Annotated in this window: 10 protein-coding genes, 3 tRNA genes and 1 pseudogene; 3 read left to right on the forward strand and 11 right to left on the reverse strand. The window is 31.1% G+C overall.

Annotation, left to right across the window (positions count from 1 at the left end):
* Window positions 1-6: 6 nt before the first annotated feature.
* The 9 genes and pseudogenes from hisIE to sbcB all read right to left on the reverse strand — a co-directional run bounded on the left by hisIE (window position 7) and on the right by sbcB (window position 9,122).
* The gene (gene hisIE / locus M9407_RS00275; RefSeq protein WP_250230844.1) at window positions 7-648 is read right to left on the reverse strand and encodes a bifunctional phosphoribosyl-AMP cyclohydrolase/phosphoribosyl-ATP diphosphatase HisIE; all 642 of its coding nucleotides are present in this window, start codon (window positions 646-648) and stop codon (window positions 7-9) included.
* Window positions 642-1,418 carry an imidazole glycerol phosphate synthase subunit HisF gene (gene hisF, locus M9407_RS00280; RefSeq protein WP_250237173.1) on the reverse strand — a complete coding sequence of 259 codons (777 nt, stop codon included), beginning with the start codon at window positions 1,416-1,418 and terminating at the stop codon, window positions 642-644. The genes hisIE and hisF overlap by 7 nt, the downstream gene beginning before the upstream one ends.
* A complete protein-coding gene (gene hisA, locus M9407_RS00285; protein WP_250237182.1) occupies window positions 1,400-2,140 on the reverse strand; it encodes a 1-(5-phosphoribosyl)-5-[(5-phosphoribosylamino)methylideneamino]imidazole-4-carboxamide isomerase in 741 nt (246 codons plus the stop codon). Before hisA ends, hisF begins: the two co-directional genes overlap by 19 nt.
* 3 nt (window positions 2,141-2,143) lie before the next feature.
* A pseudogene (hisH, locus tag M9407_RS00290) lies at window positions 2,144-2,733 on the reverse strand (imidazole glycerol phosphate synthase subunit HisH).
* The gene (gene hisB / locus M9407_RS00295) at window positions 2,730-3,800 is read right to left on the reverse strand and encodes a bifunctional histidinol-phosphatase/imidazoleglycerol-phosphate dehydratase HisB (protein ID WP_250237184.1); all 1,071 of its coding nucleotides are present in this window, start codon (window positions 3,798-3,800) and stop codon (window positions 2,730-2,732) included. The pseudogene hisH and the gene hisB overlap by 4 nt, the downstream one beginning before the upstream one ends.
* Window positions 3,801-3,816: 16 nt before the next feature.
* Window positions 3,817-4,893: a histidinol-phosphate transaminase gene (gene hisC, locus M9407_RS00300; protein WP_250237186.1), complete on the reverse strand. Its 1,077-nt coding sequence runs from the start codon at window positions 4,891-4,893 to the stop codon at window positions 3,817-3,819.
* On the reverse strand, window positions 4,871-6,202 hold the full coding sequence (gene hisD / locus M9407_RS00305; RefSeq protein WP_250237188.1) for a histidinol dehydrogenase: 1,332 nt from the start codon (window positions 6,200-6,202) through the stop codon (window positions 4,871-4,873). Before hisD ends, hisC begins: the two co-directional genes overlap by 23 nt.
* A 4-nt stretch (window positions 6,203-6,206) precedes the next feature.
* A complete protein-coding gene (gene hisG / locus M9407_RS00310) occupies window positions 6,207-7,106 on the reverse strand; it encodes an ATP phosphoribosyltransferase (RefSeq protein WP_250230857.1) in 900 nt (299 codons plus the stop codon).
* A gap of 513 nt (window positions 7,107-7,619) precedes the next feature.
* Window positions 7,620-9,122 carry an exodeoxyribonuclease I gene (gene sbcB, locus M9407_RS00315; protein WP_250237190.1) on the reverse strand — a complete coding sequence of 501 codons (1,503 nt, stop codon included), beginning with the start codon at window positions 9,120-9,122 and terminating at the stop codon, window positions 7,620-7,622.
* A gap of 273 nt (window positions 9,123-9,395) precedes the next feature.
* Here sbcB and tmaR point away from each other — a divergent pair, with 273 nt between their 5' ends.
* The gene (gene tmaR, locus M9407_RS00320; RefSeq protein ID WP_250230859.1) at window positions 9,396-9,719 is read left to right on the forward strand and encodes a PTS system regulator TmaR; all 324 of its coding nucleotides are present in this window, start codon (window positions 9,396-9,398) and stop codon (window positions 9,717-9,719) included.
* Between the two features lie 574 nt (window positions 9,720-10,293).
* A complete protein-coding gene (gene gutQ, locus M9407_RS00325; RefSeq protein ID WP_250237191.1) occupies window positions 10,294-11,271 on the forward strand; it encodes an arabinose-5-phosphate isomerase GutQ in 978 nt (325 codons plus the stop codon).
* 77 nt (window positions 11,272-11,348) lie between these two features.
* On the opposite strand, the gene M9407_RS00330 is transcribed toward gutQ, so the two are convergent.
* Window positions 11,349-11,424, reverse strand: a tRNA-Asn gene (locus M9407_RS00330).
* A 288-nt stretch (window positions 11,425-11,712) separates the two neighbouring features.
* Here M9407_RS00330 and M9407_RS00335 point away from each other — a divergent pair.
* Window positions 11,713-11,802, forward strand: a tRNA-Ser gene (locus tag M9407_RS00335).
* Between the two features lie 448 nt (window positions 11,803-12,250).
* Here M9407_RS00335 and M9407_RS00340 read toward each other — a convergent pair.
* Window positions 12,251-12,343 (reverse strand) — tRNA-Ser (locus tag M9407_RS00340).
* Between the last annotated feature and the right edge of the window lie 60 nt (window positions 12,344-12,403).

Here is a 12,403-nt window from a genome sequence, read left to right on the forward strand (position 1 = left end):
TATTGTTTATTGGTTTAATTTGTTGTCATTATTTCGAATTTTTAGTTCCTGGATGATTGCATTAAAACTTAATGATTTATGTTGTAATAGGACTAATAAATGATAAATTAAATCCGATGCTTCATTAATGAGTTCTTTTGTATTGTAGCAAGAAATTGCTGCAAGGGCTGTTTCTAGACCTTCTTCTCCAACTTTTTGAGCAATACGTTTGACGCCACTAGCATACAAACGAGATGTATAGGATGTATTAATGAGATGGGATGGTATATTTTTTTTTGAGGATATAATATTTTCTAATTGATGAAGAAAACTTAATTCTATTATCCCAGGATGGAAACAGCTACTAGTATTGTTGTGACAAGTAGGTCCGTGAGGCAAAGCGAAAATTAATAACGCATCCTGATCACAATCTGAATACCAATTGATTAATTTTAATATATTTCCGGATTTTTCTCCTTTAGTCCATAATCTGTTTTTACTGCGTGAAAAAAAAGTAACATGCTTAGTTTGTTCTGTTTTTATCATTGATTCTTTATTCATATGTCCTAGCATCAATACTTCTCCTGATTCAGCATGTTGTATGATAGCGGGTATTAGACCGTGATTTTTAGTCCAATTTAATTGCTGATGCTGATTTTTAATTAGCATAATCTAATTTTTATTCCTTCTTTATCTAAAAATTGTTTTAATTTATGAATGTCAATAATTTGGTTATGAAATACTGAAGCTGCTAACGCCCCGTCTACATCGGCATCACGAAAAGCTTCTAAGAAATGTTGATAAGTACCAGCTCCTCCAGAAGCTATAAGTGGTACTTTACAATGTTTTCTAATATTTCGTAATTGATCTAAATCATAACCATTTTTCATTCCATCTTGATTCATCATGTTTAATACTATTTCTCCAGCTCCATATTCTTGTACTTTTTTAACCCAATCCAATGTTTGCCATGTTGTGATTTTTGAACGAGCACTGTCCCCAGTATAGCATTTGACCTGATAAATTTTTTTTTTAGGATTATGCCAAGTATCGATGCTAACTACAACGCACTGTGTACCTAAATGGTCAGCTAATTCTTGGATTAGCATTGGGTTGATTAAAGCAGGAGAATTAATTGAAATTTTGTCTGCTCCAGATGCAAGAATTTGCTTAGCTTGCTTTAATGTGCTTATGCCTCCAGCGACACAGAATGGTATATTTATTACTTTAGCAACCTGAGAAATCCATCTCTTATTCACTACTTGATCATTAGGTGATGCTGTGATGTCATAAAATACTAACTCATCGGCTCCTGATTTTGCATATCTATTGGCTAAGTCTAAGATATCTCCTACAATTTTGTGGTCTTTAAATTGTACTCCTTTGATTACTTTGTTGTCAGCTACATCGAGACAAGGAATTATTCGTTTTGCCAACATGATATAGCCTCATCGATAGTAAATGTATTTTCTAAAAAAGCACGACCAATGATGATTCCTGCTACCCCAGAAGAACGTAATTTAGATATTTCTGTTAATTTATTAACACCTCCAGAGGATTGAAACGCTATTCGTGGCCAAGAATGGCATATTGATCGATATAAAGATATATTGCTGCCTAACAAAGTTCCATCTTTGGAGATATCTGTACAAATAACATGTTTTAAGCCTACAGTATAATATTCTTCTATTATTTGTTCTAATTGCAAATCAGTTTCTTTTTGCCATCCGTAAATAGCAACTTTTCGATTTTCTTCGGAGTAAACGTGTATATCTACCGCTAAAACTAAAGTATTTGGATCAAAATATTCAAACCATTTTTTTACTATCTTTGGTTGTGTAACTGCTATAGAACCTAATACTATACGTGTTGCTCCTGATTCTAACAGAATTTCTACATCTGTAGCGTTACGTATACCTCCTCCTATTTGTATCTTCGATAGAGGAGTAGCTTCTTTTATTAATTGACTAATTAATAAACTTTGTTTTTTTGATGGATTTTTTGCTCCATCTAGATCAACTAGGTGTATAATTTTTGCTCCTTGTTGTATGTATTTTTTCAATAATGATATAGGTTCTCCGTAATTAGTTTGCATACAATAAGATCCTTGATACAGTCTAACTATATTTCCGTTAATAATATCTAGTGCGGGAATAATCACAAATTATATCTCCAAAAAATTTTTTACTAATTGTTGTCCAGGCATTCCTGATTTTTCTGGATGAAATTGTACACCAAAAAAATTTTTATATTTTATAACTGAACTAAATAATTGTCCGTAATTTGTTTGAGAAATTGTTACAGAACATATTTCTATGAAATAACTATGTGCAAAATAAAAATAATCATTCTCTTTTATACCATAAAATAAAAAATGTTTTTTAGGAATAGTAATAGTGTTCCATCCCATATGTGGCAGAGGAAAACCGTGGTATTGCATACGTTTAACAGGTGTATGAATAATGTTTAAAGTGTTTACACCATTATTTTCAGAACTTATGGATCCAAATAACTGCATTCCTAAACAAATACCTAATATTGGTTTAGTACAATTTTGTATCAATGTAATTAGATTTTTTTTTTTAATTGTTTCATCGCGGATAAAGCAGCGCCTACTCCTGGTAAAAACAGTTTGTCCGCTTGAGATATAACATCAGCGCTGTCACTTATTATTGGATTGTGTCCTAGTCTATGCAGCATGGTTTTTACAGATAATAAATTAGAGCAGTTGGTGTCTATAATAACTATATTCATAGCAATGTTCCTTTAGAGCTTGGTATGTTATTATTGTCTATGTAAATGGCTTGACGTAATGATCGCCCGAAAGATTTAAATAAACTCTCTGCTTTATGATGATCATTTTTGCCAGTTGCTTGTAAATGCAAAGCACAACCCATTTTTGAAGATAATGAACGAAAAAAATGTTCTATCATTTCAGTGCTGAGATCTCCTATTTTTTGAAAAGTATAACTAGCTTCATAGCAAAAGTATGTTCGCCCAGAAAGATCTAATACACATTGCGCAATACTTTCATCCATAGGTAAGGTAAACCCAAATCTTCCAATGCCACATTTGTTGCCTAATGCAGTGTTTAAAGCTTCTCCTAGTGTTAAAGCTGTATCTTCTACAGTATGATGATCATCTACATGTAAATCGCCTTTTGCTGTAATATTCATACAGAATCCAGCATGCACAGCTATTTGCTGTAACATATGATTGAAAAAATTAATTCCAGTATTAATGTAACTTTTATTATTTTGATCTAACCATATCGCGATATCTATATTAGTTTCTTCGGTGATGCGATGAATATGCGCTGATCTGTGACGTTGCGTTAAATAGTTTTTAATTTTTTTCCAGCCAAAATCAGTACGATTATATTGTATTCCTTGAATATCCATATTAGTTGCTAAAATCATATCAGTATTTCGATCTCCGATAACATAACTATTATATTTATTTAATTTGTTATCGATTAGCCAAGAATTTACTAATTCAGTTTTTGGTTTGCGACAACTACATTGTTCTTCAGGAACATGAGGGCAAATCAGTATTTGATTGAATTCAATACCTTGAGATTGAAATATTTGAATCATTAGATGATGTAGTGTATCAAATTTTTCTCTAGGAAATGAAGCACTTCCTAATCCATTTTGATTAGTAACTATAACAAATTCAAAGCCTATATTTTTCAATGCTATGAGAGCAGGAATCACATATGGTTCCAATGAGAATTTGTCTAACGAATCAATTTGAAAATTGTCTTTTGGTTCACTAATTAAGGTTCCATCACGATCTATAAATAAAACTTTATGATGCATGAGCGCTCCTATTTATCTATATAGATAATGGTACAACATGTAATTTTTTTAAAACAGAAATTACGTGTTTGCATTCATTATATGTGCCGACAGTGATACGCAAGCAATTAACTAATCCTGGTTGATTGCTTTGATCTCTTAAAACTATGCCTTGATGCAATAATGTCTTAAAAACCTGATATTTTGGATTGAATTTAACCAACACATAATTAGCGTTACTATTAAATACTTTTTGAACACAAGAACATTGTTTTAAGCCTGTAATTAATATGTGTCGGTTTGTATTGATTGTAGCTATTCTATTTTGAGTGTATTGTATACTTGCAGGGGTTAGAGCTTGTTCTGCGATGTCAATTACTGGAGTAGACAATGGGTATGGTGCTATCACTTTTGCTAATAATTTAATAATTTCTGGATTAGCTAAAGTGAAGCCACACCGCAATCCTGCTAACGCGAAAGCTTTAGATAAAGTTCTTAAGATAACTAGATGAGGATACATTGATAGCCAACGTACTAGGCTTGCGTCCGGGCAAAAATCAATATATGCTTCATCGGTTACTAATAACGCTCGATTTTGAATAATTTTTAATAACTTTTTTAAACTATTTAAATGAATAATATTACCAGTAGGGTTGTTTGGGTTACAAATATAAATTAATTTAACATTGTTTAGTTGTGATTCAATGGATGCTAAATCAAGTTGCCAGTTTTTCTTTTTAGGTATAATCCGATAATTAATTCCTAAAATTTCTGCAGTAGTTTTGTACATACCGTATGTTGGTGGGCAAAATATAATAACGTCTTTTCCAGGATTACAAAAAACTTTCATTAATAATTCAATACTTTCATCGGCTCCTCTCGATACTAAAATTTGATCAGATTGAACTCCAGCATAATAAGCATAATTGTTGATCACTTCATGTGGTTGACAAGTAGGATATCTATGAATTTTTCTGTGACGAAATTGATAGTCGGGAGCGATTGGAAATTCATTAGCGTTCAGCCATATGTTACCTGAATGTGTGAATTTTCTAGCAGATTGATAAGGTTTAAGAGTTAATATATTATTCCTAGCCAAGTAACGAACGTTCATTTTGTTCCTTGATATAATTTATACGATGTGTTATAGCATATTCATGAGCTTTTAATTGTTCGATTTGTGTTAATGTTGTAATGGTTGATGATAGCTGTAATAATCCATTTTGGGTTAATTGTTGTACTGACATTCTTTTTTGAAAATCTGTCACTCCTAGCCCAGATGTGGTAACTGCGCGCCCGTATGTAGGTAAGACGTGATTAGGTCCACTTGCATAATCTCCAGCAGTTTCCGGAGACCAATTTCCAAGGAATATTGATCCAGCATTTATGATATAATGCAAATAATCTGATGCATTTTCAATTTGGATAATTAAATGCTCTGGAGCGTAGCTATTACTTATAGAAAAACATTCCATTAAATTGTTAGTAATAATCATGCGACTGTTCAATAATACATTCTGAATTATATCATTGCGTGGTAGTATTTTTAATTGTTTATGTAACTCTTGTTTTGTTTGCTCTGCAAGGTGTGCATAGGGTGTTATAAGTATTATGTGTGAATCAGGTCCGTGCTCTGACTGTGACAAAAGGTCTGCTGCGATAAAAATAGGATTAGCCGTATTGTCTGCAATAATTAATATTTCGGAAGGCCCAGCTAGCATATCAATAGCAGCTCCATTTGGAGTAAGGTTAATTTGTCGTTTTGCTTCGGTAACCCATATATTACCTGGTCCAAATATCTTATCTACTTTCGGAATAGACTCAGTACCAAATCCCATAGCGGCTATAGCTTGACTACCTCCTACTTGATAAATTTCGTCGATACCGCAAAGTTGTGCGGTATATATAATTATGTCTGGAATTGGTGGGGGTGAACATAATATTACGCGTTTACATTTCGCAATACGAGCTGGGATACCTAACATCATTACTGTTGACAATAGTGGTGCAGTTCCTCCTGGTACATATAGCCCAACAATATTTAATGGCCGAATAATTTGTTGGCAATATACACCTGGAAAAGTTTCTACGATTACCTCTGAATAACATTGTGCTTGATGAAACCGTGTTATATTGGTCATGGCGGTATGTATTGCTTGTTTTATTTCATTAGACAAGTTACGTCCCGAATTCATGATAATTTCCGTTGGAATTTGTAATTGTTTAATTTGTACGTTGTCAAAATCAAAATTAAATTTAAATAAAGCACGATCGCCTTCGTTATAAACTTTTGTGAGTATATTTTTAACATCTATATAAATATCGTTTAATTTATTATTTATTGGACGGGTAAGAAGTGTGTTTTGTTCAGATTTGGAACAATCATGCCAATAAATAGATATAGGATGTTCATGAGAAATCATAATATTATTCCATCATTTTTTCTATTGGTAATACTAAAATAGAACTAGCTCCAAGATTTTTTAAATTTTCCATTGTTTCCCAAAATAATGTTTCATTACTTACCATGTATATTGCTACACGATGTTGATTGCCTGCTAATGGTAATACTGTTGGGCTTTCTGCTCCAGGCAGTAAATTAATAATTTCCTCTAGTTGTTCAGCAGGAGCATGCAGCATGATGTACTTAGACCCCCTGGCCTGGATTACTCCTTGAATACGAATTATTAATTTGTTTATCAGTGATTGTTTTATGTTGGACAATTCTCCAGATCGTTGAATAAGACATGCTCTAGATCGATAGATTACTTCTACTTCGTGTAATCCATTAGCTTCTAATGTAGCTCCGGTAGACACTAGATCACAAATTGCATCTGCTAATCCAGCGCGTGGCGCTACTTCTACTGAACCATTTAACAAACAAGATTTAAAATGAATACCTAATTTATCTAAATATTGTTTCAGAAGATGTGGGTATGAAGTGGCAATCCGTTTGTCTTGTAAGGATTTTGGACCGTTCCATGGCTCATCTATGGGTAAGGCCATAGATAGCCGACAATCTCCAAAATCTAATCGAAGTAACATAATGTAACAGGGATTATCTCCTTGCGATCGCCTCGTTAATAATGCTTCTTCTAATACATTTTCTCCGATAATACCTAAATCTACTATGCCGTCCATAACTAAACCAGGAATATCATCATCTCGTACTCTCATTATATCGATAGCCATGTTTTCCGCAAACGCTAGTAGACGTTGTTGTTGTAAATTAATTTTAATTCCACATTGTTCAAGAAGTTGTTGGGATTCTTTGCTCAATCTTCCTGATTTTTGAATTGCTATTCGTAACCGTGATCTATCCAGCATGATATTTTACCTTATGTCAACAATTTTTCATTACTAAATACTTTTTTAAAGTTCTTGCAACAGAAGTACCTTTGATATTATTAATAAACAAAATATTAAAAATGATTTCTATTGTTAAATGTATTTGAAGGATTTAGTCAGGGTCATGATGATAAATTAACATATGAAGTACAGTCTTCCTATTGAAAATTTTTTTATTACCTTAATATTTTAACGAATATAATTAAATTTGTATAGGGTTGAATGTTATAAAGTTATTTTATATATATACATATATAATTAATGTTTTAATTAAATTAAAAATGATTTTTAAATATTAATGCGCATAGTTGAAAAGTAATTATGTAAAAATATAAATATGTAGTTGCATATTGCATATGGTTGCATGATATATATGTATTATAGTGTATATTGTTAGTATAAATTATATGATTTTTTTTGCAAATTGTTTCATATATTTTAGATTAGATTAAAGTGTACTGCGTTACGTGTATATGAAAAAAAATTAATTTTTTAATGAAAATTGAAATAAGCTGTATAAAGATATTGATAATATTTTTGTAATGAATGTAAAAGTGTAATTTTTTGATCGTTGTACTTATAGATCGACATAAGTTGATTTAGTTTATCGTTATAAGATTTTGATTGGTCTGTATTAAATAATTTATTTTTTTTATAGTTTAACCATTTTTTTTGTTCTTGGTGATTTAAAGTATTAGGAAAATTTCGGGCTCTATAGTAGAATAAGAGTGGTTTTAAACGAGTATCAACGTAGTCAGTGCATAAATTTTTCAACTCTTTTGAATGAGTTCTACGGATACTTTCAATTATTTTGCGATCAGAATTATTGAAAAATTTGTGATATAGTTGATTGTCTACATGAAGATTATTATGTAGGTTTTGTTGATTTATGTAAGATTCTATAATGGTATATAGTGTGTTTATTTTATTACGTAAATGGACGCTATTTTCATGAATTCTAATTAAATTTGAGTTTTTTAAACAGTATTGATAGTGGGCGGAGAGCTGTACGGTATAAGTAGTGTTAATGTTGTTTTTTTCAAAAAAGTTTATTGGTATTAAAGTGGGGCACGCATTTAAACGAATCAATCGTAGGGGTATTTTTTTAAAAATATCATATATCGTGATGTGATTAGAGTATAACTTTTGGTATATCGTATTGATATTTAAATTAATTAAAGTATCCATATTACCATTTAAATCACATGCTATTAAAATGTTAGGGTTTATGGGATGTCGAGCGATTGGAGCTATATAAGTTATAAAATTTTTATATTTATTATTTATTTTATTCATTATAAATATCAGAGGGTTCATGGTATCTAGATCGATTATTTTTTGTAATTGATATTTGGTGCGATGATCAAATAGAAATTGAAATAATTGTGGCTGGGCTTTTTTTATTAATTTTGTTAATTCTAAAGTAGCGTATACATCTGACATAGCGTCGTGTGCGCTGAGATGTTCTATAGCATTTGCTTGTGTTAAATCCTTTAGACGAAAGCTGGGTTTATTTTGAGTGTTCAATGGCCATGTAATGCCATCTGGGCATAGTGAATAACAGGCACGTAGTATATGTAATAAGTCCCATCGGGAATTTCCTTGTTGATAAGCCCACAAGTAGGGGTCATGAAAATTTCTGTAAAAAATGTTTCTACTAAATTCATCGTCAAAATGAATATTATTGTATCCAAGAATACAAGTTTTAGGGATACAAAATAATTGATAAATACGACGGGCGAACTCAGATTCAATCAATCCATGACGCAAAGTATCTTGAGGAACGATGCCTGTAATGAGGACAGATTGTGGATCGGGGAGATAGTCATTTGATAAGCGACAAAAAAAAACTTCTTCTTTTTCTATAGGTTTTAATGCGTTATCTGTACGAATTCCGGCGAATTGTGCTGGTCTATCTAAGGCTGGATTGATGCCAAAAGTTTCATAATCATAAATAAAAAAACTAGGTTGTGTAATATTAGAACGTATTAGCATAATGATGTGAGTTGTCTTGATTGAATAATCATCAAATGATTTATTAATATTATAATAATTTAATTTGGATTTGATTACATATATGTATGTATTATATATGGGTGTTTTAATTTATTATTGTTAGTAATAGTTTAATTATGAATATTCATGATAATGTTATGACATTATATGATACTAATAATGTTTGTTACATCAATTTTTATTTTGATTTAATTAGGGTTGTGAAGTTTTCAATATAAGGGTTTTTGCAATAAATATAAATGGGATATAATTATGAGAGATAATGTTAATCAATCATTTTATGATGTATTAGAGTTTGTGCGTATATTCCGTCGTAAAAATAAACTGCAACGAGAAATTGTTGATAATGAAAAAAAAATTCGTGATAATCAAAAAAGAGTGTTATTGTTGGGTGATTTAAGTGATTATATTAAGTCTGAAACTTCTATAGAAGGGATACAAGTTATTATTGCTAATATGCGTAATGATTATGAAGATCGAGTGGATGAATATATTATAAAAAATGCAGAGTTATCAAAAGAACGTCGTGAGTTGTCAAAAAAATTAAAAAATTTTAAAGAATCTACAATTGATTAGATTTGATGATTGTTGGTTTTCAAAAATATTTATTTTTCCGTTACATAGAAAATGTGTGCAATATTTAAATACACAAATAAGCAAGGTACTTCATTTTATAAATGAAGTACCAGAGATAATGAGTTTATAAAAAAAACAAAAGCATTATTGTTTCTTATTTATGATCATGGAATATGAAATATCATATTTATAATGCGAGTAATTTTAAATAATTTATGTAGCATGAAAAATTATTATATGTAATATTTTAAATGTGTCATTACGTATTGTATTTATAATATTATTGTAATTTAACAAAAATATAATATGGTGATCGTTAATTTAAAATTACATTTTTATGTAATATTGAATGTTGATTAAAGTATTTGTAAATATTAATTGTTTTGATACAAAATGTTACTCTGTGTTTTTGGTTGGGTTTATGTTGATTCAGGTACAGTATATTTTAGAGTGTTTTTTATTTGCATTATATCCCGCAGATATACGTATTCCAATGTTATAAGAAGGATGTAACTTATATTAAATATGAGTTGTTTATGGTATTATAGATTTTATATTTATCATTTTGATAGTTATGGTAATAATTAATGATGCACTGTTATTGGAATATGCTAAAGAAACTTTAGAGATCGAAATTAACGAAGCTCAAAGAATGTTAGATAGGTTGGACGAGAGTATTGTGTTTGCTTGCCGTATATTGCTAGATTGCACAGGAAAGGTTGCTGTTTCTGGTATAGGTAAATCCGGCCATATTGGAAAAAAAATTGCTGCTTCTTTAGCTAGCACGGGTACTCCAGCTTTTTTTGTTCATCCCGCAGAAGCTTTGCACGGTGATTTAGGCATGATTGGAACACAAGATGTAGTAATGTTTATTTCTTATTCAGGTCGTGCTTGTGAAATCATTACTTTAATGCCGTTATTAGCGGATAGCGGTATTCCCGTGATCGCATTTACTGGAGATGTTACCTCTCCTTTAGCTCAAGGAGCTACATGTGTTCTTAATATAAAAATACAAAGAGAAGCCTGTCCTATGGAGCTTTCTCCAACTTCAAGCGCGGTTAATACTTTAATGATGGGCGATGCGTTAACAATGGCGCTTATGAGACACAGGGGTTTTAGTTTAGAACAATTTGCTCGATCTCATCCAGGAGGTAGATTAGGAGCTCAATTGCTAAATTGTGTACATCATTTGATGCGTACTGGAGAGCATATTTCGAAAGTTTTTTGGAAAGTTACAGTAATGGATGCTATGTTTGAGTTAAGTCGTACTGGGCTTGGATTAACTGCTGTGTGTGATAACCACAATCGTGTTATAGGAGTATTCACTGATGGAGATTTAAGGCGTTGGATAGTACAAGGTAAATCTCTTGATGATCCTGTCGATATTGCTATGACTAAGCCTGGATATTGGATTCCGAAAGAATGGCGCGCAAGCGTAGCATTAAAAGCTTTGCATCATCGGAAAATTACCGCGGCACCAGTCGTGGATAAATTAGGAAGGTTAGTTGGATCAATTAACATGCACGATTTACATCAAGCTGGAATAGAGTAATTATTTAATTATATCTGTAATGTATATAAAATAATACTTATGAGGTTAAGTAAAAATGTTTCCTTAATTTTATTATTTGGCTCCTCTGACTGGGCTCGAACCAGTGACATACGGATTAACAGTCCGCTGTTCTACCAACTGAACTACAGAGGAACCAATACACAACCGTGTTATTTTATAGGAATATGAAAAACAATACAAGTACTTAATGGCGATCAATGTAGTTAATCAGGTATTATAATGTATGAAAATAGTATTTTTTATATCAACATATATGTAATTTCATCCGATGATATATGGATTGTATGTTGATTCCTTTCTTATCCATACGGACACAATAATGGATTTGTATGATTATATATTTACGTATAATAGTGTTTTAAAGGATTATTATTTTATATTAAAGAACATGTGATATTTGAGATAATTTTTTTTAAATAGGGAGAGATGCCGGAGTGGTTGAACGGAGCGGTTTCGAAAACCGTTTTAAAGAGATAATATCTTTCAAGGGTTCGAATCCCTTTCTCTCCGTCATGTTTGAGCATATAAAATGTTGTATTGTATGATATTTTAAATGTTGTAATCATAGAACAATATGCAAATATTATATTTGTGAAGCGTTTCGTGTTTTTAAGTATGATGTTTGTGTCATTGGGATCGTTGAATAATTGATGATGATGTTTTATAAGTATCCAATGATTGTTGATGTGAATGTGTATATGCGATTGTTATCATTGTATTTTAATTATATTAAAGTGGTTTATATTGTGATGTTTTTTGAGATGATATGTAAAAGTATTTATTTACGTGTGATTCCTATGTATAAATACATAGGAATCACACGTAAATAAATAAAGTGATATACTGATCAGTATAATTTAATAATTGTTTTTTTGTTTTAAAAGTATAACGGTATAGTCATGACATCTTAAAAATACTGAAGATAAGATCATACTGTGAATGTGAATGTACATGATTATGGCGGTGAGGAAGGGATTTGAACCCTTGATACACAAGTTATATGTATACATGCTTTCCAGGCATGCTCCTTAAGCCACTCGGACACCTCACCATATCACAAAAGAAAAAGAAATAATAAAAAATAGTTATAAAGTCTGATTTGTTTGATTGA

Source organism: Blochmannia endosymbiont of Camponotus sp. (genome assembly GCF_023586365.1).
GTDB lineage: Bacteria > Pseudomonadota > Gammaproteobacteria > Enterobacterales > Enterobacteriaceae > Blochmanniella.

Bases quoted from the DNA above. Each gene is read 5' to 3' on its own strand.
- hisIE (WP_250230844.1), bottom strand. From the start codon at position 648: ATGCTAATTAAAAATCAGCATCAGCAATTAAATTGGACTAAAAATCAC.
- hisF (WP_250237173.1), bottom strand. From the start codon at position 1,418: ATGTTGGCAAAACGAATAATTCCTTGTCTCGATGTAGCTGACAACAAA.
- hisB (WP_250237184.1), bottom strand. From the start codon at position 3,800: ATGCATCATAAAGTTTTATTTATAGATCGTGATGGAACCTTAATTAGT.
- hisC (WP_250237186.1), bottom strand. From the start codon at position 4,893: ATGAACGTTCGTTACTTGGCTAGGAATAATATATTAACTCTTAAACCT.
- hisD (WP_250237188.1), bottom strand. From the start codon at position 6,202: ATGATTTCTCATGAACATCCTATATCTATTTATTGGCATGATTGTTCC.
- hisG (WP_250230857.1), bottom strand. From the start codon at position 7,106: ATGCTGGATAGATCACGGTTACGAATAGCAATTCAAAAATCAGGAAGA.
- sbcB (WP_250237190.1), bottom strand. From the start codon at position 9,122: ATGCTAATACGTTCTAATATTACACAACCTAGTTTTTTTATTTATGAT.
- tmaR (WP_250230859.1), top strand. From the start codon at position 9,396: ATGAGAGATAATGTTAATCAATCATTTTATGATGTATTAGAGTTTGTG.
- gutQ (WP_250237191.1), top strand. From the start codon at position 10,294: ATGGTAATAATTAATGATGCACTGTTATTGGAATATGCTAAAGAAACT.